The following is a 24,097-nucleotide window of genomic DNA, read 5'->3' as shown; positions in this document are numbered from 1 at the left end:
CTATTTCAAATACCAAGATATTCAAATGCATTTCAGTTAAGAAACCAATTGGCAATATAAAATTGTGTTTTTCCACCTATTAGACCAAAAATTACCCCAACCAACAGCTCTGATTCACCTAGATTTGATTCGTAACTGAATTATAATCCAAATTCCAAGAGGGAAACTGGTAACTAATCCCAACTGATAAGCGAGCCAATCAACTGTGATTAGTGATCTGGACCAATGGATAATTTAATGAACCAATAGAATAAATAGACCGTTATGTTGACCGAAATAAATGCCTATATGCATCTAAAAAAATATATCAGCCTCAATGAGCTTGCTGATCTTGATATGAGTATTTTCTATTTCAAAAAAAGACCATTCCTTGTTATGGATTTATTTAATGAAAAGATCTATTTCAACGAATGTGGATTAGAATGGTTGCGCACGGAAAAGCAAGTAGAATTGCCTGTTCAATGGATTCGAAGTAAATATCTTCCAACCAAAAATTGGGTCGGACTGGCCGTAGATTGTAAAAAAGATGATTTAATTAAGCAACTGATTGATGAGTTTTATTTGGCCACATACAATATGTTGCTTCGGAATTAGGAGAGACTTTTTAAATATAGATGCAGCAGCAGTTTAACTTTAAGTAAGTATTGGAGGATTGTATTTTCGACGCTACTTTCGCGAATCAAAAGCAAGTATTTGATCTTTTAAAGAACATAATTTAAAGTTTATTCCCTCCTGCAAGCTCCCTCGGGAGGAGATATTTATTTACACTTTATTTCCTGTTAAAGCGCTGAATTTATTACCTCGTTTGTCTTTATAAAAATCCCCGTCTTTCTTAAAGCTTGCTGCATCTACACCTTCTAGCCGTTGTTTCTGATAATATACATTTTTCGTGTCTTTTCCGAAATCACGACCGACGGGTATAAATGTCTTTACATCCGCATCCGGAACTATTTCTTGATCATAGTATATATGGTTCTTGTCTTTTGAATAAGGGTTGTCTGCATATATTCCATCTTTTTCATGTACAGGAAATAATTGAAAGGAGGAGGCATCAACATTTGTGTATTTAAAATCTTTGCCCCGGAATAGGATGGTTTTATTGTTGACACAAATTATATCCTGATCAAGCACCCGAATGGTATGTATGGAATCAAATGATTTCGTTAGGGCAGTAGAGCCTTGCTGAAAAGGCGGATAGCATATTGTATTTGCGACTCTCATGTAATACTTATTTATGGCTTCAATATTTCCGGTGTTAGGCATGACTGACCTAAAGTCCCCAATATTAGGCGAAACATAAACAGAATCTTTATCCTTCAGAAAAAAGTCATTGACGAATGCAAAAGTTTTCCGATCGGCCTGTATCATATCATTAGAGTAGAAGTAATGGTCTTTGTCCCGGGCCCAGTTGATATGATTGCTGATTAGTTCATAGGTTTTTGGATCCGCTCCTTCAATGATATTAAAGCCCAAGACCTGATCAATATAATATACGTGAAAACGATCTTTAGGAACCTGATTGTCGACATAAAAGGAATTCCTGTCTACCAGTTTTTGTGCCATATTACGAAAGTATACGGAGTCTTTGTCTTTGCCTATATCTTCCGCCAAAACCTCAAACGATTTCGCATCAGCCTGCATTTGCAATATGCCCAAGCTAAACCAATTGCCATTCTGACAATAGACTACCTGTCCTTTGGAATCGATAAAATAGGAACTCGATTTTTGCTTATCAACCAGTTTGCCAATATCTTTACATGAGGTACAAAAACTGAGTAAAATGCAAGCCAGGAAAAAAAAGTATTTTTTCACTTGCCTGTTTGGTAGAATCGATGCCATCTTCTTTATATTGTTCATTTATATAAATTTACACTGTGGAATTTAAAAAAGGGAATTTTCTTGTAAAATTATAAAGAACCAAATCTAATATTAGGTCAATAAACCTTTTGGAATATTTGGTTTTGCAATGGATGTGTATTTGTGATCTGCCAAATATTCAGGTATCTTTATGAAATGAAACCTGTTTTTCTTGCTACTTATTCTACACTCTGTCCAATCGCATTATCTTCGCTGATTTCAGCGAAATATAGACTTGAAAATGTTCAATGTAAATTTCTGCTTCGCGGGGTAGGGGATACTTATCTTGTAGAAGCTTCTGAAGCCAAGTTTATATTGCGGGTTTATCGTTCATCACATCGAAGTTTACCCCAGATAGGAGAGGAAGTGAAATTGTTGCAAGTGTTAAAGGAGGCAAAGGTTTCCATATCCTATCCGATCACTGATATTTTGGGAGAATCAATACAGAAAATTGAAGCAGTAGAGGGGGAGCGTTATGCGGTGTTGTTCAGTTTTGCGCGAGGTCAGGTCGTCCGGTCTTTGAATGAAAATCAGCTTCGTGTTTTGGGAAACGAAATGGCACGTTTTCACCATACCTCATCCACAGTTAGTTTGGGCGGAGAAAGATGGACTTTCGATCTTGAGACAACAGTTTTTAAGCCTTTGGAAAAACTGAGACCTGTTTTTAAAGAAAACGCTGGAGAATATAGCTGGTTGTGTGAGATGGCTCATCGTATTGAACAAAAACTGTCGCAAATAGATCCATCGGTATTTTCAAAAGGCTATTGCCATTTTGATTTTCTACCCAAAAATTTTCATTTCGAAAATGATTCGGTGACTTTCTTTGACTTTGATTTCATGGGGTACGGCTGGCTGGTGAATGATATCATGACCTTTTGGCAACACCTCATCTTAGATGTATATACTGGGAGGATGACACAGCAGGCTGCTCATGATTCCTATCGCATCTTCTTGGATGGATATCGTCTTATACGCCCTGTCGAAGATGAGGAATTAGCGCTGGTACCCTATCTTTCATTGGGGTTTTGGCTGTTTTACATGGGATTCCACACCTCTCATGATCAATTCTCTGTATTTAGCCAACCCCCACATTTGAATTTTTACACGGCCTTCTTAAAACACATCGTGAAGAATTATTGGGATAAGTGCTAATTTTCACAAGCTAAATGATCGCGTCCAAGATAAATTGCCCTATCGTTCTGTTTGGGATGGCGTTTAGCTCTTTTCTTATCAAGCATATTCAATAGGCCCCTCGACTGGTAGAAATTTGTGAAATTGAGCGTCGTTAAATTTACTTTACGATTTCATGAATTTTATTTTTTAGCGCATCACCTTTCAGATCTTTCGCTATTACTTTTCCGTCAGGATCTATCAAAAAACTAGCAGGTATTGTTGTAATTCCATATTGCTTGTAAACGTCACTATCGCTAGCCTTTAAATCGGACAATTGGGTCCATGTGAGACCATCTTTTTTGACAGCTCTTTTCCAGTCATCTTCTTTATGATCAATGGAAACGCTGATAATAGAAAAATTTCGCTTCCCATATAATCTATCGATTTCAATCAGGTTGGGATGTTCGTTTCGACATGGTAGGCACCAGGAGGCCCAGAAATCGATTAAGACGAACTGCCCTCTATAGGATGACAATTGAACAATATTTCCATGAATGTCTTTCATGTCAAATAAAGGCGCGTTATTTCCTATTCTTATTTTCTTTTTCTCTCTGATATTATTTCTCACGATATCTGCTTGTGGCATCGCTTTAAGTCGCTCACTCAATCCATTGAAGACCATTTCGGTTTTATCTAATAACCTGTTTATTTTTGAAATCTGGTCGACTAGATCAAGGCTAATATAGGAGTCGGGAAAATCTCGGGCAAAATCCAATTCCTGATCTTTCCAAATGAAATACAACGAATCTACAATCCGTTGATTTTGCTTTACCAAAATAGTATCTTTCAATTCCTGGGCATTAAAAAAGTAGGGGTCTTTTATACTTTTTAGTTCATTTAAGATACGAAACAACCTTTCATTTTTCAACTGAAGTATTCGGTTTAAGTCTGTACCTGAAAGAACAGAATTGCTGAGGGTGTCATTGCTTCTCAAGATTATTTTCCCTGCCTCCAGGAAAATGCTCTTACTGTCACTTATGAAATTATAATTATTATTGGTAGGATTCTGATTTCTGGACAATGAAGCGGAAAGGGGAGAGTTTCCAATTTTTCCTTTAAATCGAAAGGAATTATTCTTGACCTTTGTCGAATCTATAACAAGCTTCCCATCTTGCTTGTAGACGAGATAGATAATATCGTTATCTGACATTGTCTTTCCGATCCCCATAATTTGGAAATCCTGTTGCGCAGAAGCGGCTTGTGTATGGAGTAATAAATTGACAGTAATCAGTATTATTGTAAACCAGATTTGGGCCAAGATTCTTATTAAAGTCATTATGTCGGTTATAATTTTTAAATAAAAATACTTAAAAATTTGTATACATATACCTTTTGCTGTGGTGGAACTTTATCAGAACGATCTGTTGATTTCTAATTATTTAAGAAATGAGCTTTTTTTCGCTTCTATTTTGCTTTTTCGCTTAGCTTTTTGATCCAATTTATAGCTATTTTAATAGGAGCTGAAGAGTCCGAAGCTGTTAGAAAGTGCCCCATTTCTGGAAATAGACAGTATTCAAAGGGTTTCCCTTCAATTTTAAGTAAATTGAGATGATCAATGGATAAACCGACAGGGATTTGGACATCTTGTCCACCAAAAAGCCAGATTCCTGGTGTATTTGAACTGCGGAGGGATACCTGCGGATCGGTTGTAATAAATTTATATCTATCGGGGGCAGTTCGGATATGGTCCCTTACCTCTTGCTCGGTGTGATTTGACCAAAAATTTGCCTTTCCTTGGGTAAAAAATTGAAAACGGAGCTGTTCCAATGTAGGAACTACTGGTCCACTAAAAATGACCGTAAAATCCACATTGTTTGATTTATTTGATGCCAAAGGAATAATCCAGCCAGCTTGGCTGCCCCCCGAGAGACCAATATGTGTTAGTTTTTTTCCAAAATAATTTTTAAGGGTTAAAACTGCTGCACTGGCATCCTCCGCTAGAAGATTGAGGTTTGCTGAGTCAATATTATTCGTACCAACTTCGGGACCGGCATATTCCCCTCCTGATTCACCAACCCCTCTCTTATCATAAGTCAATACAGATATCCCATTTTTAGCCAACAGTGCTGCAAACTTATTCGATCTAAGTTCTTGTCCAGATCCGTGGACTATGACAACTCCAATTTTCGAATTTAAAGCGGTGAAAATTGTCCCCGCTAATTCAATCCCTTTACTTTTAAATTTTATATCTTTTACGGTGTATATTGTAGTCTGGGCGATTATGTTGGTTGTAAATAATAGAAAAAGTAAGAATAAAATTACGCTTTTATATAATCTCTCTTTCGCATATTGAGTCGGCGATTTATGATAAGAATACGCTATACTTAAGTGTTTTTTCATTGGGGATCTATTTTTAAAGTTATGTTGCTTAAATGTCAATGGTGAACTATTATTTTGTGCATCTAACTTAGTTATTTTCGAGTTCCCTTCTTGGTATTATTTAGGTGAAGTGTTTGTTTTAATCGGTGAAAGCACCAATATATCGGTAAAAAAAAGACTTTTTCTTTTCTCATGTAATAGATTACCGAATCTTTAGAGGTTTTAGATCATCGGTCTCCGGGGCGAAGTGACCATCTAAATTGAATCTAGATATAATCTGTAAAAATAATCTTATAACCGCTATCAATAATCAAATTTGGCCAAATTGGCAATAAAATCAGCCCCTAATCTAATTTCCTAAGCGCTTTAGAGTTTCGCAATAAAAATACATATTGAAAATAATCTGTCGTATGGGTCTTATCGCTGGGGATAATATTTTCACCAAACATTCGTGACTTCACCGATATTAGATCTTGAGAATCCAAATAAGGCGAATCCTTCGCATTTAGCTTAAATAATGAAATGCTATTCGGCTGGCTCATTTCCTTTAGATCGTTAATTCCTTTCACGAGCATCAGGGGGCCATCTGCATTTATCCAATCTACTTTTTCGTCAGGAGGCGTTGGGAATTGCGGATTTTTGGGGAGATACATTTCACTATCAAGGGTATAGCTTACGAAACTTGTTATTTTGCGCCCGCTGTTCTTTAACCTTGTAGCGAAAGGGAGGCTAGCTGTATCTTTTCCTTTTTGCAATACATGGAAGAAGCCAAATAATCCATAAAATTTTTCACCTTCTAGATGATGCTTTTTAATATAGTCCTCCAGATTCAGCACCATTGCCGAATCTCGGGATATAGTCAATTTATCGTTTGTAAAGCTTTTGTCAATGCCAATGACGCTGATTTTTGCACCGTCAGCTAGCTTTTGATTATAGTCATATATTTCGATCCATTTACGATATAAATCGACACTCGATTGTTGAGGGATGCGTTTGCGTATAGCAGTAACAACCTCTTTTAGCAATGCCTCATCTTTTACGGATTTTGAAAGAAAACAGTTTAATTTGTCTGCATTCGTACTATCCATCTCAGCGATATAGTACCTAATGTTGAGTTTTTTATTCAAGTATAAAAGAAGCTCTTTATCCAGTTTTTGGTTATCCGCATAACCATGGATTTCCCCAAGCAAAATGACGTCCGAATTATAGAAGTTATCGTCGAATAACTTACTTGCAATACTATCCGCAATCTGCACTTTGTGCAAGCTGAGGTAATCTGTATTTTTCTTGTTAACTGTTCCGATGAAAATCTTGTTGGAAATAAATATATAGCTAAAAGCCAGTGCAAGAACGGCTAATATGGAAACAAATGCGTACTTAAGAATTTTAAAAAACTTCTTCATAATTTGGGTTTTGACAAAAATATTGTTTTTCAATCAATGAAACAATAACTATTCAGTTGTTTAATTAAAGTGTCCTTCGATTTTGAGCAAATAATGTCCAAAATCGATTTTTGGGGTGTTAAAGGTACAGCAATCAGTGAAAGGTTTTAATCATACACAGGTTGTGCTATCGAAATAGCAGAGTCCAATTAAACATTCCATACTGTGATGACTTTTTAACTCAACTTTTGTTAGGTCTTAGTATATAACTGGCCTACATGTCCTCGAGTTCTTCTTTTGAATAACCGACGGTACAATCCATACAAGTATCCCCATAAGCACGATATTCATCATAGGCATCATTTATTTTCCCAAAGAGTGTGAGGATGCGGTCTATTCTATGTGAAGTCCATTTCCCCGCACGATAAGGGCTGTATTCACTAAAGGTCGGAGGAAGTAAATTGTAGATTAAACGGTTTTCAAATAATCTAATCAATAAGATAATGTAATACTTTGTGTCAAGTTCAAACTTAAATTCAATACAGTCATTTGTTGTGTCAGATATCGCATTATAAGCAAGTGCGTCACATGATATTCTTAAGGTATACCGATTGGTTCCATATAGCGTCTGGTTTAACATCAACGAGCTATAGATGCAAGCGACTCATCACATCTTTATTCCGGCAATTGCATGAAACTTGCACCAATGACTTTTAATTTGTCATCAACATATTTCCAAACCCTGAAATACCTGAATTTTCCTTCCAATGGAGCTCCCATTACTTTGCCTTTTGCCGTCATCGTAACGACGGAAAGCGCGGTATCTCCGGTTATTCTGATATCATCAATTTCTGTGGAAGCCTCTTCAATAATCATTGCTTTTGTTCTATGCGCATTTAAATCCATTTCTTTGGTTAGCATTTGTCCCGTTGGTGCAACTGCAATGAGATTATCATACAATAATTGGTCAAGGGCATTTACATTGCTTGTTAGCTGAGCTTGGAAAAGCTGGTTTTCTGCTTCAGAAACGTCTTCTTTAGTGATTTTGTCCATATACTGGTTATATAATCAATTACATTATTTACTTTAAAAATAATAAATCATTATTGTTTTATTCCGATTTTGCAGATTCTTTTTTGAGATATAATCTCCTGATCATAAATTGTAATAAAAACATTGTGAGCGTTCTAAGGTTATTTCTATAGACAGATTTTGTTTCTTTAATTCCTTTTTTTATTCGATAAAATCTAGCGTTTTTATATTTGTCTAGTTTTTAAATCCATCGAATTTAAAATATTCCTTAACGAATTGTAAACTGACCTGCTATCTATTGTAAATTACCTTTATATTCCATCATAATTAAAAAACGCAGACTAATCTATTCGAGCGGAATGGTCTCTATAATTGTGATTTTTGACGGGTAATACCTCCTTTTTTATCCAAGGGGAAATATTGGCCCATTTGAAAATATCAAAAATTGAGATAGATGAAACTATCATGATTTATTCAAACCGAGTAAAACAAGCTCATTTATACCGATGAGACAAACACTTATACCGCCGAAGGCAGCGTGAATGCCTTAATCTAAAAATAATTGATGATCAAATAATTTATACAGATGAAAAAAAGATATTTTATGATTGGGTTAAATACAATTTTTGTTATTGTATTGTTTACTATTTTTGGTGTAAACGGACAATCTCAAAAGGAGTATCCCAACGTGCTAAATGATACGGTCAAACCTGTCTCAAAGTCATCGCCTGACACTACATGTGTTATCCCTGACGTCCCTGCAGAATATACGGGTGGAATTGAACGCCTTCAAAAATTTATCCAAACCAATCTAAAATATCCTGATGAGGCATTAGAACTGGGTATTGAAGGCAATGTTTTGGTGGAATTTGTTGTAGAGCCAACTGGTGAACTATCAAATATAAAAATTGTCAAGCCCCTTCATAAAGAATGTGACAAGGAGGTCATTCGTCTTATCAAAAAAATGCCGAAGTGGATCCCTGCGAAGAAGAACAACAATTTTGTGAGAACTACATTCAGAATACCAGTTTATTTTAGCTCTTAATAGATAATCATAGTGAATAATTATTTTTCAGATCCTAATGCGGTCGTTTTGACAACATCGTTTGTCTTGAATAAAACAGATCAAATAACAAGAGTATATCATCATCTAGCGGATGGTATGTGGGAGTTTATTGGTGAAAGAGAAGTTGGGGAATCGGACTATAAAGTTATTTCTATGGAAGAGATATTGAACATAGATGAGGATCTGTTATCTCTTTCTGCTATGGAACCCGGCTTTTTTGCCTATAGAAAAGATCGAACTGCTATTTTTGAGATAAAAATTATAGGAGAGTAAACAAATGGTAATTCCGGCACACTTTATTTCGTAAATTTGATTGAATCATAGAAGGTTCATTGATCGTTTCCATTGAGCCATAACAATACATAGCGGTTGTCGGGATTAATATCGATGTTAGCACTAGTTAAAGACTAAACGAATGTTGGATAGCGTGCAGAAGTAGACACCTATCTTTCTGTAATAAAATAAACTTAAAGAAATGCAGCGAAAATTGACCATACAGCAGCTGAAAAATATCACATTGGAAAGCCAGGGCTTACTTCGCAGATCAGCATTCGGAAAAGGAAAAAAGGCCGTGCTCAATGCACTGGATCACCTCGGTTATTTACAGATAGATACATTATCAATTGTTGAAAGGGCCCATCACCATACGCTTTGGACAAGGATCCCAGATTACAAAACAAGTTATTTGGATGAACTCGTAAAGGAGCATCAGGTATTTGAATATTGGTTTCACGCTGCATCTTATCTTCCGATGAAAGATTTTCGCTTTGTTTTACCACGAATGTTGGAAGTAAAACAAAATGAATCACATTACTATAATGCGGACCCTAAAATGATGCAGTATATCATAGATACCATTCGGGCGGAAGGTCCCAAAAGAGCAAGAGACTTCGAAAATGAAACTAAAAAACTGGGAAGCTGGTGGAATTGGAAACCTGCAAAAATTGCTTTGGAACGGCTTTTCCTGCAGGGGGATTTAATGATTTCTGAACGCGAAGGAATGCAAAAGACCTATGATATCGCAGAAAGGGTGCTACCAAATGATATCGACCTGACAAAGCCAAGTTCACTTGAGTTTGCCGAGTATTTAGTGAAAACTTATTTAAGAGCATATGGATGGACTACTGTCAAACAGATTACTCATCTTAAAGCGGGCGAAACGATCAGGAAAAATGTAAATGGCGTTTTAAATGCGCTGATTGAGGATGATATAATAGAAAAAGTTACTATTGAAGGCTATCCGTCAGTTTATGTTCTCCGAGATTTAGTAGACAGAAGAATAGCTAAGGTTCGTGAGGAAATTAATTTGCTATCACCGTTTGACAATGCTATTATTCATCGTGATCGGGTTCAGCAGTTTTTCAATTTCGATTATCGAATTGAATGTTACACACCAAAGGAGAAAAGACAATACGGATATTTTTGTTTACCTATTTTATTTGGCAATACATTTATTGGCAGAGTAGACTGCAAAGCACATCGAAAAAATAGGCAACTTGAACTGATCCATCTGCATATAGAAAAACAACAGTCTATAGACTTCGAATTGTGGGTAGAGCCTTTTGCAGAAATAATAAAAAAGTTTGCCACTTTTAATGGGTGTAATTCCATAAAATTAACACTGGTAAGTCCCTTGAATAATTCGTTAGTCATACTTCTGAACAATGTTTTTTGTCAATATGAAGCTATTTCTGCCCCAATAATAGCAGTTCCCAGTAGTTCCTAGTTTTTTTTACAGCATAACTGTAGAATTTGGAAAACTTGTACTTGATCAGAAATGGAGCATTATAAGCTTACTCGATCTTCACCTAATTTAAATGCTCTATTTTAAAATTTATTATTTTGTAGCTTGCAGGATGTACAATTTAATGTTATATTAACATCACAATTATACCTTTGTAAAAATCCTCTGGAAATCTGATATAGTGTACATAATAATCAATGTGTCATGAGAGATCTGTCTGATAAAGAATTGTTTGATATTGTGAGAGAAGGCAATACACAGGCATTTTCGGTGTTATTTGATCGCTATGCGGATATTTTATTAAGTTTTATATTAAAGCGGATTGGTTCTATTACAGATGCCGAAGATATCCTTCAGGAGGTTTTTACATCTTTATGGAACAGACGCTATAAAATAGAAATCGAGGAATCTATTTACCCCTATCTTTTCAAAGCTGCTAAATACGAAGTCATTGACTGGATGGCAAGGGATCAAAAACGGATTTCATATTTCGAGCGACTTGTGTTTCCACTGACCAACGAACCAGTTGGTGCAAGTAACAGCGATGAGAAATTGATGGTTAAAGAACTCTCATTTTTGCTGGATAATGAAGTTGCTAAGATGCCCTCCACAATGCAGTCAGCATTTAATCTCAGCCGTATCGAAGGCTTAAGCATTAAAGAAATCGCTTTTCGACTATCAATATCCGAACAGACCGTGAAGAATAATATTTCACTGGCTTTAAGTCGGTTAAAGCTTAAGGCGAAATAAAAATCATTTTTTTTCGGTACTTCTATCCGTTATCTAAGGTTATATAGATATATGACAGAAGATAATCAAAGAGAGCATGCTCAAAAATTACTAAAAAAATATTTGAGAGGGGAGTGCAATCCAGAAGAAGAACAGCTTGTAACCAAATGGTTCTATTCATTAGATGATGAACCAACATTGCCAAAGGATGAAAGAGAGGCGTTGTTAGGTCGATCCAAAGATGTTTTGATGCACAAATTTGAAGGGGAGATGAATAAGATGAAACCTAACAAAAATGTGTTTACCTGGAAACGGATTGCCATTGCAGCTTCAGTTCTCTTTGTGTTAACTATTGCTGTTTTATTCTTGCAACGAGAACAAACGAGCCCTGCTCCACAGCTTGCGGCCATCGCTCCGGATACAACAGGCCTGTATAAAAATGATATTCTGCCTGGTGAGCGTTATGCGAGACTTTCCAACGAGCATGGGGAAACACATTCTTTGGGAAAGGAAGATCAGGTCGAAAACATAAAGTCCGCAGAACTTAAGGGGAATCTGAAATTAGAGGTACCAGCAGCGGGCACCTATAGTATTGTGTTGAACGATGGTACCCAGGTATGGTTAAACGCTGCTTCAACATTACAGTACCCTGATCAATTCGAAGGGCATGAACGACGAGTAAAATTGATTGGAGAAGCTTTTTTTCAAGTAGCCAAAGATGCCAAAAAACCTTTTCGGATCGAAGTTGAAAACTCTGTTATTGAGGTCCTCGGTACAAGTTTTAATGTAAATGCCTACCATAAAGAAATCAATACCTCATTGGTAGAAGGTAAGGTGAAAATTATAAGTCAAGGGCACGAAGCCTATCTTCTCCCAGGAAATGAAGCCATCATTAGTACGGATAAAATACGCATACAGCCAGCAGACATACAAAAAAATACAGCTTGGCAACGGGGAGAGTTTTCACTTGAGGGTAGCAGCTTTTCGGAAATTATTAGTCAAATTTCTAGGTGGTATAATGTGGATTTTATTAATGTGGAGGATATCTCCGTAAGCAATAGGTTTAATGGAACGCTTAGCCGGGAATCCAGACTTTCAGAGGTGTTGAACATTCTGTCGTTTGCGACAAACCGAAAGTTTGAAATAGATGGAAGGCATATAATCATTCGTTAGCACAGTTAAATTTTTTACCAATTAAAATTTATAAGATATGATATAACCAGACGAATTAACCAAAAGGTTCTATACAATAGAAAAGGGGATGTTGACGCATCCCCTGTTGTAAAAGGCCAAATTTATCGAAGTACGAATTCTATAGATTATTAAACCCTTAACAATTCAAAGTTATGAAATTTTTTTCTCCATTAATAGCATGGGGGGACCGGAGAAGTCATTCTTATACCCTAAGCATTAAAGTCATTTTGACTATGAAGTTGATTTGTGTACTGTTGCTGGCATTTACGGTAGGTGTTAGAGCATCTGGATATGCGCAACAAGTAAATCTGTCCTTGAAGAATGCCAAAATTGAAACTGTCCTTAAAGAGATTTCCAACCAGACGAAGTTGCGACTGTTTTACGACGAAAGGTTATTTGAAAATGCCTCACGTGTAGATATTTCTGTGGCAGGATCTGATGTAAGGGCTGCATTGGCAAAGACATTGCGTGGTCGCAATTTGATCTTTGATATCATGGGAAGTACGATTGTCATTAAAGAAAAAAAGCAGACTGATCGTGAAGTATCAGGAGCTGTGAAAGATGCTTCCGGACCAATGGCAGGAGTGACCGTGACTGTATTGGGGGTAGCGGGAATATCAACAAAAACCGATAAAGACGGACGTTACAACATACGTGTTCCAGAGAAAACAATCCTTTTGTTTCGCTTTATGGGGTATAAAGATGTTGAAATCAATGTCTCTGACAAGAACAGAGTAGATGTGTTGATGGAAACTGCTGAGTCTCATCTAGACGAAGTGATTGTTGTTGGTTATGGTACACAGAAAAAGATCAATCTTTCGGGAGCTGTAGATCAGATTGGTGAAAAGTTTTTGGAAAGTAGACCGATTACAAATGTGGGGACAGCATTGCAGGGCGCTATGGCTAATCTTAATATTACACCGACCTCTGGAAGAGCCAATAGCTCGCCAGGGATCAATGTGCGAGGGTATACATCACTGTCAGGTGGTGGGCCACTTATTGTTATTGATGGGATTCCAGCAACGAACGAGGAGCTCAATCGTATGAATCCAATGGACATTGCTAGCGTTACTGTATTGAAAGATGCCGCGTCAGCAGCGATCTATGGTAGTCGCGCTGCTTTCGGGGTTGTACTGGTTACGACTAAATCGGGTACAACGAAGGAAATTAAGGTCACGGCCAACTCAATCTTTGCGGCAAAAGCAATAACACGTACAGTAGAGATAGAGGATGATCCGTATCAGGTAATGAAATACAGGAATATCATGTCAGCACCATGGTACAATCTTTACGATGAGAAAATGCTCGAATATGGTAAACAGCTGAGTGAAAACCCTTCATTGCCTCGTGTGATCGTCGATCCACAAAATCCAAATGCTTATATCTATTTAGGATCTACGGATTGGTTTAAGGAAGTCTATAAAAATATACAACCCTCATATACCAACAATATAAGCATCGCGCAGAAGAACGAACGCTCTTCATTTTACCTTTCTGGTGAATACTACAGACAAAATGGTATGCTGCGAATCAGTCCCGATACCTATGACCGTTATAATTTCAGGGCAAAAGGTGATTACAAAATCACGGACTGGTTTACTTTATCAAATAATACAACCTTTACAAATGATAAGTATGATCAGCCCTCAGCAATTGATCAGGGGTATCTCTACTGGCATAATGTTAACCGTCAACCTTCGCTAAATACCGTCCGAAATCCGGATGGTACCTATACAGAAGCTGGGGTGAATATGATCGGAGCTGTAGCCGAAGGGGGCCGTAGTATCAGTCGCATCAACGATTTTCAGACTAGCTTTGGTGCGAAAATTGACTTCATCAAAAATGTTTGGACCTTAAATGGGGACGCGACCTTTAGAAGGGTTTCAGGAAAATCACACTTCTTTCAGGTGCCGCTTGCCTACAGTACAGGGCCAAATGTGATGAACAGGCAAAATTTCAATAGCTATGCCTCCAATGGAAGTAATGAAACGCGCTATAATGTGTACAATATTTATTCACAATATCAGCGGACACTCAATGATCACTATTTTTCAGTGATGCTGGGCTTCAATCAGGAAGAACGGATATACGAGTCATTTTCGGCATCCCGGGATCAGTTGATTTCCAATTCGCTACCGACAATAGGACTCGCGACTGGTCAAACTCCCTCTGTTGGTGCTTTTGATTATGCCTGGTCGGTAAGAGGGGCTTTTGCCAGATTAAACTATACTTATAAAGATAGATATATCCTGGAATCTAACCTCCGCTATGATGGCTCCTCCAGATTCCCTAAAAAAGATCGTTTTGCATTCAATCCTTCCGTATCTGCTGCATGGGTAGTTTCGCAAGAAAAATTCTTCCAGCCAATTAAAGAGACCCTGTCCAATTTTAAACTTCGTGGATCGTATGGTTCACTGGCAAATCAGGATCTAAGGGACAACTATTACCCTTACATTGCCAATATGTCCAAAGGAAGTGGAGCAATTTTGGATGGCAAGATTGTACCTATTGTGGGTAGTCCGGGCTTAGTGTCATCGACCCTGACCTGGGAAACCATCACACAATCTAATTTTGGGGTGGACATCGGCTTATTTAAAAATCAGTTTTTTGGTTCATTTGATATCTATCGTCGTGATACCAAGGATATGTTGACAGCAGGTAGGACACTGCCAATCGTGCTTGGTACGGGGGTTCCTCTTGAAAATGCGGCGAACCTCAAAACCAACGGTTGGGAATTAACACTTGGATATAATAAAGAGTTTATGGTGGCTAGCAAACCGTTTTCATTCTCCGCAAGAGTTAATTTAGCAGACAGTAGAGCTTATATTACAAAATACAATAATCCTAAAAATAACTTAAGCGATTATTATGTTGGACAGGAATTAGGTGAGATGTGGGGGCTAACTACATTGGGTTTTTTCCAATCTCAGGAAGAGATCAAGGCACATGCTAATCAAAATGATGTCACTTCTTATCCTGGTACGAGAGGATTGGAACCGGGTGACCTCAAATTTGCTGATATCAATGGTGACGGCAAAATAAACCGGGGGGATTGGACCTTGGATAATCATGGAGATTATAAAATTATCGGTAATTCGAGACAGCGTTACAGTTACGGTATAGATTTGAATTCAAGCTGGAACGGAATTGATTTGCGCGTGTTCCTGCAAGGTGTCGGAAAAAGAAATTATTATCCTCCAGGTGGTGACCACTATTTTTGGGGTATATATGCTCAACCTTGGGCGAGCTTAACTAAGTTTAACTTGGACCATTGGACGCCTGAAAATCCAAATGCGTATTTGCCAAGACCAAAATCCTATGTGGCCGAACAGAGTGGTATTGAACTAGCCGCGACGCAGACCAAATATCTGCAGAATGCAGGTTATTTAAGGGTAAAAAATGTGACTTTGGGTTACACGCTTCCCAAGTTGATGACAGATAGATGGGGGATAGACCGGTTACGTCTGTTCGTCAGCGGTGAAAACCTCTTTGAGTTTACCAAACTAATGGATTATCTCGATCCTGAAATTGTTGGCGATCGGACGGCATATCCTTTCCAAAGGACCTACTCGTTTGGGTTAAACTTTAATTTCTAAAATGACTATTATCATGCAAAATATAAAAAGAAAAATTATCAAGATTGGAGCGTTGTTGGGGGCCTTGTTCCTGATCATGAGCTGTAACGATGATTTCATGGATCGGTATCCCACGACATCGGTTACACCGGAAGTGTTTTTTAGCAATGTAAACGATCTTAAAACTTATACCGATGGTTTCTACGGTAGTTTGAGTGCGCCGATAGCGGATCTTGGGACAGATAATCTGGCACATTACAATTCTGGGAGTACAATTGATGAGATCATGCGTGGTGGCGTGAGCGCGCAGAATGCAGCAGTATGGAGTTGGTCCGCATTGAGAAATATTAATTTCTTTCTTGAAAATGCTGGGCGTGTGAAAGGGGCTAGTGCCGCCGATGTGAACCATTACATCGGCATTGCAAAGTTCTTTCGTGCACGGTTTTATATCGATAAGGTCAACCAGTACAGTGATGTTCCCTGGTATAGTCAGACAATGGGAACATCAGATATTGAACTCTTGCACAAAAAACAAGACAGCCGGTCGCTTGTTGTGGATTCAATTATGGCTGATCTCGAATTTGCCGCTGCCAATATCAAACCCGATGGGCACAAGTCGACAGTTACGAAATGGGGAGCCTTGGCGCAATTAGCACAGTTCGCTTTGCAAGAAGGAACTTTCCGTAAATATCACTCTTATTTGAATCTGAGCGGATCGGCCAATACTTTTCTGCAAAGGGCGGTTTCTGCTACTGAGGAGATTATGAAGTCAAATAAATTTTCAATCAGTAATGCTGGTGGCGTTAACCGTGCTTATCGGGATCTATTTATAAGTCTTAACCTGCAGGCGAATCCTGAGACCATCTTATTTATAGATTACGATAAGGATTTAGGAAGAAGACGTAATACACACACGGTATTGGATTATGAATGGGCCTTGAGCCAAACGCTGATGGAAAACTATCTGATGAAAGATGGAAAGCGTTTTACGGACCAAGCGGATTATAAAACGAAGAATATAGATCAAATTTTTGTTAACCGAGACCCGCGCCTTGAGCAGACTTTTATGAAGCCTGGGTTTCAGTCAGTCAATGCAACAACACCACAGCGCCTCAAACCAACGCTCGGAGGGTACAACCAGATCAAATTCTATCCCGAAATAGCAGATATGATCAGTTGGGAGGCAGCCTATACAGATGCATTTGTATTTCGTTATGCCGAAATCTTATTAATCTTTGCTGAAGCCAAAGCGGAGCTGGGAATCCTCACGAGCCAGGCTGATCTTGACAAATCGGTCAACCTGCTACGTCAACGTGTTGGGATGCCAAGCATGCAGCTGGGCGAGGCAAATGCCAATGTGGATCCGGTATTGCAAGCTTACTACTCAAATGTGAAAGGAGGCAATGTGGGACTTATCCTTGAAATCCGCAGAGAAAGACGTGTCGAACTGGCTTGTGAAGGCCAGCGATACAGGGACGTTTTTCGCTGGGAAGTGGGCGAGCGCCTGGCCGATCAACAACAGGGGATGTATGTAAAGGCATTAGGCCCAATGGATGTAACCGGAGACGGTAAAATAGATATCGCGATACTTGAATCAGCAAAGGATACCGGTCCGATTAAAGACTTGACAGAAGAGGAAAAGAAGAACATTTCACTGTATTATTTAAAAGATGCCAATGGTAATAATACTTCAATTTATCTTGAAAATGGGAACAATGGACATATTATGTTTACTGTAGCCAGAGATAAGAAGAAGACATTTGAAAAACCAAAGTATTACTATTATCCGGTTGCTAATAGTCAGATGGTTCTGGATGGTAGCAAGTTGGTACAGACAAACTTTTGGTAAGGAATTGGTTTTATGCTAGATAATATGCTAAAAGACTAATTTAAAAGAGTTATTTTTTACAAATTTTAAGGTTAAAGATAGGGTACATCCAATCGATGGATGGCACCCTATCTTTATTTGCAATTAGAGTTTTTATATGAAAAGTTTTACACATAAATTTATACTATCACTGCTACTACTATGTAGTAATGCCATTTATGCTCAATATAGGGGGCATGTCTTTTTGGATCTTGATAAGAACAAAAAGATGGAAAGCGCTGAAAAAGGAATGAAAGATATTGTATTATCCGATGGCTACGAGGTGACAAAAACTGCTGAAGATGGAAGCTTTGACCTAAAAAAGAACGATAAAGCCAGATTTCTCTTCGTGCGGGTTCCAGCTGGTTATAAAGCAAGTGGAACTCATTATATTAAGATTGATCCAAAACGAGAAAATTATGATTTCGGTCTAATCCAGGATGAAAAGCAAGAGGCGGATAAGCTTCGGTTTATTCAGATTACAGATACCGAAACACCACTATATGGGGAATGGATAGACAATATTCGTAAGTTTTCGCAGCAACAAAATGCGACACTGATTATGCACACGGGCGACATCTGCTACGAGCCAGGGATGCAGTTTCATGCCCGACAGGTAAACACGGAACTGATGGGTGTTCCGACCTATTATACAGTAGGCAATCACGACCTTGTCAAAGGTGAGTATGGTGAAAAACTATTTGAGGATTTATTTGGTCCGGTCTACTATTCATTTGAGGCAGGACCAGCACACTTTGTGGTGACGCCCATGCCTGGCGGTGATTATGCACCCAGCTATAGTCAGGATCAGGTAATCGCTTGGTTGAAAAAAGATCTCGCTCTAAAAACAAAAGATAAACCGCTCATTTTTATTAACCACGACCTGCTTGTCGGAAAGGATTTCGTGATGAGAGGAAAGACCGATTCTATCGATTTGAAGCAGTATAATCTAAAAGCATACCTGTATGGCCATTGGCACAATAATTATAGTTTTGGCAGCAGAGATGGAGTTGCGGTTATATCCACAAATGCTCCTAATAAAGGAGGAATAGATAATTCTGCAGCTCAATTCCTGGTTATTGATGTGGATAAAAGAGGGGTTAGCAAAATAACGCCAAAGTATCCTTATTTGTCAGATCACATCGCGTTAATTTACCCACAAAGTAAGCAAATGCAGATTTCAAACAGAAAAGAAATAGAAATTAGCACAAGTGTGTATCATACGGAAAAGAATGTTATTTCTGTGTATGCAACACTATTAAATAAATTTGGAACTGCGATAAAAACGGCTAAATTGAAACCCGTTAGTGACTGGAACTGGCGTGGAAATTTTACAGTTCCACGCTGTGCCGATCAACAGTATGATATTATGCTGGAAGTAAATTATGGCGACAGCACACAGGCGCTTAAGAAATTTGCTTGGCATAATGAACCCACTTCTACCGCTTTTCTTCAATTGGCTTGGTCAAAAAACATAGGGTCTAATGTGTGGAAGAGTTCACCTCTGGTACAGGGACAGCGGGTATATGTGGCCAGTATCGATGATGCCATTGGTGGTAAAAGTAAAATTCAGGCATTAAAAGCCCAATCGGGGGAAACCATCTGGACTTTCCATACCCAGAACTCCGTCAAGCAGAAGTTGGCCTATAGCAATGGTTTGGTATTGGCTACAGATATGGGAGGTACGGTGTATGCAATCGATGAAAAAGAGGGTAAACTCGTTTGGAAGAAGGATCTCAGTGGGGGACGGCTTCCAGGATACGTAAGTGCTGGAGTTGTTCGCGATGGTATTTATTATACTGGCGCAGGTAATTATCTGTCAGCAATAAAAGTCGAAGATGGGAAAACAGTATGGCGGAATAGTGACTGGAATGGTGGTGAAGGGATGCCTGGAGAACTACTGATCACCAACGGATATCTAATTACTGGTGCTAATTGGAATGCCTTATTTGTTCACGATTGTAAGACAGGAAAACTCCTATGGAAGAAAAATGAAGATGGTTTGCGATTTAGAACAGGAGGAGCCAGTGCAGATGAAAATTCGCTTTATGTAGCCGGGCTGAACAATCTTTTTAGATTGGATCAAAAGAAGGGGACCCTGTTAACTAAAAGCCAAACTGATGATGATTTTAAGGTTATGGCCTCACCCTTGTTAACAGAGGAACGAGTGATTATGCCCACAGCGACTAATGGGATAAAAGCATTTGATCGTAATGCATTAACCGAAAAATGGAGTTTCCAGACTGAGGAGGCTCTTATTTATAGCTCTGCTTATTCAACTCCTGATCTTCATAAGAAAGTTGCAACTGTCGAATCCAGTGTCCGCTATGCGGCTGGAAAGTTGTTTTTCGGCGGATCAGACGGTTATTTATATGTGTTGAATTTAGATGGAACTTTGGTGCAAAAGGTTAATCTGGGCACACCGATATTAGCCGAAGTCTCCATTCATGGAAATGAAGTCTTTGTTGCGGACTTTGCGGGTAATATCTATTGTTTTAATATAACGACAACAAAAAAATAAATTACTTTGAATATAAGCCACAATTAGACTAAGGTGGAATAGTTTGATAATATTATCTTAAAATTAGCTGGGCAACTCATCTTTATATTGCCCAGCTTAATAGAGAACTTAAAATTCCCAGTTCTCCAACTTATTTTACTGAAATAAAGCTCGGGATAGATATACGCTAAATATCGACCGTACTGTTTATCAAAACAAGTCTGCCAAAGCGCTGATAAAATCCTCCAATTCTTGATCAGACAGCGATGCGTATCCCAATCTCATACCATTCATTATTTTGTCAAAGCTGTAGCTCTCTGGAGTGATCATGCTGAAACCTTTCATATTGAGTTTTTCCGAAATCAGTACCCAGTCGACCTGCTTTTTTGGCACGATCCAATAGGCAAGCCCACCCTCGGGGATAAGGTAAGATACTTTATTTCCAAGGTGTTTTTGTAGTAATATTTCGGTAATATCCCTTTTTGTCTTATAATAATTTGTTGCTTTTTTTATATGACGTTTTATGGTGCCATCCTTGATCAATTGCAAAACGGCCTGTTCCATAATACTGTCTCCTTGCACATCGATAATCTTGCGCAAACGAGCGACCTTGTTGATTAAAGTACAATCATTACTTGCTATATAACCGATACGTAACGCCGGAGCTACGACCTTGCTCATGGTACCGATATACACATAATTTTTAAGCTCCGTAAAACTTGACAGCGGAAGAATGGGACGATAACCAAAATGAAATTCATTGTCATAATCATCTTCAATAATGGTAAATCCATATTCATTGGACAGTTTGATCAGTTCCAGTCTTCTTTTTAGACTCATTGTGACCGTAGTTGGGTATTGGCGGTGGGGTGTCACATAAATGGCTTTTATGTTTTTGTGCAATTTCAGAAGCGCTATTATATCCTCGATTATCACACCTTCGTTATCTACCCCCGCAGGTAACAACTTAGCTCCGCTTTGGTCAAAGGCCTCCCAAGCGGGTTTATATCCGGGATTCTCAATGATCACATAATCTCCTTTTGAAAGCAGGCATTGAGCGGCAAGATACATGGCCATTTGGCTCCCCCTTGTGATGCAGATATGCTGTTCATTCACCCGCATTCCCCGTTGATGATTGAGCATTTGGACCACAGCCTTTCTAAATTCTAGATTCCCGAATTCGCTACTGTAGCCCATTAATTGCCACTTCGCTTTTTGGTTGAAAATTTGACGGTATGCCCGAGCTAATTCATTAACAGGTGCAATTTTGCTGTTGGGGTATCCATCATCAATTTGCAGTTGAGTAGATCCACCCGTGGCATCATTTGTTGCTTCAGCGATTGGCGCTGTAGTCTGCGTTTCCTTAAAATCGGGCAAGGTCGAAGCAACGAATGTGCCTTGCCGCTCTCTGGAAACAAGCCAACCTTCTATCAATAGTACACTCAATGCTTCTACTATGGTATTTCTATTGACTTTCAGTCGCTGCGCCAGATTTCTACTGCCCGGCAAAGCATCACCCGCCTTTAATCGGCCGGAATGAATATCGTTTATGATGGCATCGGCAATCTGTAGATAAATGGCCTTATCTGATTGTTCATCTAATTGAATTTGAAATTCCCACTCTCGTAACATCTGGACTATTTCTTTTTATAAAAACTGTATCATAACGCTAGTCCAAAGTTAGCATATTTTTGTTATGCAATAATGCAATGAACATTAAAATTTTTAAAGTTATGTCAAAATTAGAAGCATCAACAGAAGTGAAAAAATCAATTCATGCCGAACAAAAGCAATTTAGTTCTAAAGATTTTCATCAGACCTTTGCAAGACCTACCTATGTAAGACCTTCACATGTTATCCATAAGAATGTTGAAAACGCTGGGGTACACAATCAATTCTCAGCGGAAAGAAAGCATCCTGTTTTCTTTGTAGACTTACCAAGCAAAAATGTCAGTTTGACGATCGGAGGGCTATTACCCGGACAAAAAACGCATTTACATCGTCATACCTATGAGACTGTCCTGTATGTGATCGAGGGCAAAGGTTGGACCAAAGTGGAGGATGAAATTGTAGAATGGGAAGCCGGCGATGCCGTTTATATTCCGTCCTGGGCTTGGCATCAACACCAAAACACCAGTGATACCGAAAGTGCAAAATACATCGCTTGTGAAAATGCGCCACAACTGCAAAATCTAGGGGTTGCTTTGCGCGAAGAAGAAGGAAGAGATTTTTAGTTCAGCATACATTAAAATAGAAACCATATGGATAATGTACCATTTAAAGGGATAATCGCTTATCCTGTTACGCCATTCGACGACAATGAGGTCGTGGATATTCCTTTGTTTAAAAAGCAGGTTGAACGTTTAGTTGCCGCGGGTTCACATGGGATTGCGCCATTAGGGAGTACAGGCGTATTGCCTTATTTGAATGACGCTGAGAAAGAAGCTATTGCTGAAGCCACCATGAAGCAGGTATCAGGGCGTGTCCCTACGTTAGTCGGCGTTTCCAATCTGACTACGGAAAAGACCATTTACCATGCACAGTTTTCAGAAAAAGCTGGCGCGACTGCCGTGATGATTATACCGATGAGTTATTGGAAATTGACCGACGATGAAATAGTAAGGCATTACGATGCCGTGGCATCCAAAATTTCTATCCCAATAATGGCATACAATAATCCCGCAACAGGCGGGGTTGATATGTCGCCAACATTGCTGAAACGCCTGCTCGAAATTCCCAATGTGACCATGATCAAAGAGAGTACAGGGGACATTCAGCGCATGCATTATTTAAGGAAAGAATTGGGAGAGGAAGTTGCCTTTTTCAACGGATCCAATCCGTTAGCATTAGCTGCTTTTACGGCTGGAGCAGCCGGTTGGTGTACTGCGGCTCCTAACCTTATCCCCGAATTGAATATAGCATTGTACGAGGCAATTCAAGTGAATAATCTGGAAAAGGCAAGAAAGCTCTTCTATCAACAGGTTGACCTGCTCAAATTCATCGTAGCAAAAGGGTTGCCGCGTTCCATTAAGGCCGGATTAGATATTTTGGGAATAGGTGGTGGTGGTTTTAAAAGTCCTTTGGGACCGCTCAGTGATCATGATATCGCAACATTAGAAACGATACTCGCCTCAGTAAAAAGTGAAGAATACCAATATCAATAGAGCAGAAAAACGGAGCTAATGAAAATGTATAACATATTGGCTTTAGGACATCTATTGAAGATTTAAAATAACGATTTTAAAGCCCGAAACGCTGCGAGCGTTCGGGCTTTGTAAACCGAATTTGTTGTAATTTTATAAGTGAAAAAGTATGAATCTGGACGAAGAATCAAAAACTACCGAAACTGATGCCGAACCATCGGATTGTGTATTAGTTTCATTAACCTTGAATGAAACTATCAGCAAGATCCGCTGGGACAGGAAAATATCCTTGCTTGATGCTATCCTCGATGCAGGTATTGCTGCACCACATAGCTGCTGCCGTGGTAATTGTGGGACTTGTGTGTGCAAGCTAGAGAAAGGAGAAGTACGTTTGAGACGAAATTTTATTTTGTCAGAAGCTCACCTACAGCAAGGTTTAATTTTAACTTGCGTAGCGGCGCCTGTAAGTAACACAATCAAGATAAACTACGACGAATTTTAGCTATAATAGATTTT

General features: G+C 38.7%; 20 protein-coding genes. 13 read left to right on the top strand and 7 right to left on the bottom strand.

Features of this window, described 5'->3' with window-relative positions; genetic code table 11:
• Positions 1-264 precede the first annotated feature (264 nt).
• Positions 265-594, top strand: a complete 330-nt coding sequence (locus tag ABFX33_RS07075) for a hypothetical protein (protein WP_346085157.1) — start codon at positions 265-267, stop codon at positions 592-594.
• A gap of 168 nt (positions 595-762) precedes the next feature.
• Here the strand turns inward: ABFX33_RS07075 and ABFX33_RS07070 are convergent, their stop codons facing one another.
• Positions 763-1,839, bottom strand: coding sequence for a DKNYY domain-containing protein (locus ABFX33_RS07070; protein ID WP_346085156.1), 1,077 nt, complete (start codon positions 1,837-1,839; stop codon positions 763-765).
• A 174-nt stretch (positions 1,840-2,013) separates the two neighbouring features.
• Between ABFX33_RS07070 and ABFX33_RS07065 the strand changes: the two genes are divergently transcribed.
• Positions 2,014-3,009 carry a phosphotransferase enzyme family protein gene (locus ABFX33_RS07065; RefSeq protein ID WP_346085154.1) on the top strand — a complete coding sequence of 332 codons (996 nt, stop codon included), beginning with the start codon at positions 2,014-2,016 and terminating at the stop codon, positions 3,007-3,009.
• 139 nt (positions 3,010-3,148) lie between these two features.
• Here the strand turns inward: ABFX33_RS07065 and ABFX33_RS07060 are convergent, their stop codons facing one another.
• From ABFX33_RS07060 to ABFX33_RS07040, 5 genes are all read right to left on the bottom strand, one after another.
• A complete protein-coding gene (locus ABFX33_RS07060; protein ID WP_346085152.1) occupies positions 3,149-4,306 on the bottom strand; it encodes a redoxin domain-containing protein in 1,158 nt (385 codons plus the stop codon).
• Positions 4,307-4,434: 128 nt separating this feature from the next.
• The gene (locus ABFX33_RS07055) at positions 4,435-5,370 is read right to left on the bottom strand and encodes an alpha/beta hydrolase family protein (RefSeq protein ID WP_346085150.1); all 936 of its coding nucleotides are present in this window, start codon (positions 5,368-5,370) and stop codon (positions 4,435-4,437) included.
• Between the two features lie 323 nt (positions 5,371-5,693).
• Complete coding sequence (locus tag ABFX33_RS07050) at positions 5,694-6,752, bottom strand: hypothetical protein (RefSeq protein WP_346085148.1); 1,059 nt, start codon at positions 6,750-6,752, stop codon at positions 5,694-5,696.
• Between the two features lie 253 nt (positions 6,753-7,005).
• Entirely contained in the window at positions 7,006-7,371 is a 366-nt protein-coding gene (locus ABFX33_RS07045) for a hypothetical protein (RefSeq protein ID WP_257097472.1), read from the bottom strand.
• 35 nt (positions 7,372-7,406) lie between these two features.
• On the bottom strand, positions 7,407-7,784 hold the full coding sequence (locus ABFX33_RS07040) for a nuclear transport factor 2 family protein (protein WP_257088214.1): 378 nt from the start codon (positions 7,782-7,784) through the stop codon (positions 7,407-7,409).
• A 565-nt stretch (positions 7,785-8,349) separates the two neighbouring features.
• On the opposite strand from ABFX33_RS07040, the gene ABFX33_RS07035 reads away from it, so the two are divergent.
• The 8 genes from ABFX33_RS07035 to ABFX33_RS07000 all read left to right on the top strand — a co-directional run bounded on the left by ABFX33_RS07035 (position 8,350) and on the right by ABFX33_RS07000 (position 20,459).
• On the top strand, positions 8,350-8,808 hold the full coding sequence (locus tag ABFX33_RS07035; protein ID WP_346085146.1) for an energy transducer TonB: 459 nt from the start codon (positions 8,350-8,352) through the stop codon (positions 8,806-8,808).
• Between the two features lie 12 nt (positions 8,809-8,820).
• Positions 8,821-9,102, top strand: a complete 282-nt coding sequence (locus tag ABFX33_RS07030) for a hypothetical protein (RefSeq protein ID WP_346085144.1) — start codon at positions 8,821-8,823, stop codon at positions 9,100-9,102.
• Between the two features lie 202 nt (positions 9,103-9,304).
• The gene (locus tag ABFX33_RS07025; protein WP_346085143.1) at positions 9,305-10,555 is read left to right on the top strand and encodes a winged helix-turn-helix domain-containing protein; all 1,251 of its coding nucleotides are present in this window, start codon (positions 9,305-9,307) and stop codon (positions 10,553-10,555) included.
• Positions 10,556-10,777: 222 nt separating this feature from the next.
• Positions 10,778-11,323 (top strand): RNA polymerase sigma factor, encoded by a 546-nt coding sequence (locus ABFX33_RS07020; protein WP_120258895.1) that lies wholly within the window; start codon positions 10,778-10,780, stop codon positions 11,321-11,323.
• 51 nt (positions 11,324-11,374) lie between these two features.
• The gene (locus tag ABFX33_RS07015) at positions 11,375-12,475 is read left to right on the top strand and encodes a FecR family protein (RefSeq protein ID WP_346085141.1); all 1,101 of its coding nucleotides are present in this window, start codon (positions 11,375-11,377) and stop codon (positions 12,473-12,475) included.
• 254 nt (positions 12,476-12,729) lie between these two features.
• The gene (locus tag ABFX33_RS07010) at positions 12,730-16,092 is read left to right on the top strand and encodes a SusC/RagA family TonB-linked outer membrane protein (RefSeq protein WP_346085139.1); all 3,363 of its coding nucleotides are present in this window, start codon (positions 12,730-12,732) and stop codon (positions 16,090-16,092) included.
• A 13-nt stretch (positions 16,093-16,105) separates the two neighbouring features.
• Positions 16,106-17,920 carry a RagB/SusD family nutrient uptake outer membrane protein gene (locus ABFX33_RS07005; protein ID WP_346085138.1) on the top strand — a complete coding sequence of 605 codons (1,815 nt, stop codon included), beginning with the start codon at positions 16,106-16,108 and terminating at the stop codon, positions 17,918-17,920.
• A gap of 136 nt (positions 17,921-18,056) precedes the next feature.
• On the top strand, positions 18,057-20,459 hold the full coding sequence (locus ABFX33_RS07000) for an outer membrane protein assembly factor BamB family protein (protein ID WP_346085136.1): 2,403 nt from the start codon (positions 18,057-18,059) through the stop codon (positions 20,457-20,459).
• A gap of 189 nt (positions 20,460-20,648) precedes the next feature.
• Here the strand turns inward: ABFX33_RS07000 and pdxR are convergent, their stop codons facing one another.
• The gene (gene pdxR / locus ABFX33_RS06995; protein WP_346085135.1) at positions 20,649-22,070 is read right to left on the bottom strand and encodes a MocR-like pyridoxine biosynthesis transcription factor PdxR; all 1,422 of its coding nucleotides are present in this window, start codon (positions 22,068-22,070) and stop codon (positions 20,649-20,651) included.
• 101 nt (positions 22,071-22,171) lie between these two features.
• Here pdxR and ABFX33_RS06990 point away from each other — a divergent pair, with 101 nt between their 5' ends.
• The 3 genes from ABFX33_RS06990 (at position 22,172) to ABFX33_RS06980 (ending at position 24,083) form a co-directional block, all read left to right on the top strand.
• Positions 22,172-22,672, top strand: coding sequence for a cupin domain-containing protein (locus ABFX33_RS06990; RefSeq protein ID WP_120258890.1), 501 nt, complete (start codon positions 22,172-22,174; stop codon positions 22,670-22,672).
• 27 nt (positions 22,673-22,699) lie between these two features.
• Entirely contained in the window at positions 22,700-23,602 is a 903-nt protein-coding gene (locus ABFX33_RS06985; protein ID WP_346085133.1) for a dihydrodipicolinate synthase family protein, read from the top strand.
• A gap of 148 nt (positions 23,603-23,750) precedes the next feature.
• Positions 23,751-24,083, top strand: coding sequence for a 2Fe-2S iron-sulfur cluster-binding protein (locus tag ABFX33_RS06980; RefSeq protein WP_346085131.1), 333 nt, complete (start codon positions 23,751-23,753; stop codon positions 24,081-24,083).
• The last annotated feature ends 14 nt before the right edge of the window (positions 24,084-24,097 follow it).

It is taken from the genome of Sphingobacterium ginsenosidimutans (genome assembly GCF_039536865.1).
GTDB lineage: Bacteria > Bacteroidota > Bacteroidia > Sphingobacteriales > Sphingobacteriaceae > Sphingobacterium > Sphingobacterium detergens.
Note: the sequence above shows the minus strand (reverse complement) of the source record. Positions and strands in the feature narration are given on the sequence as shown.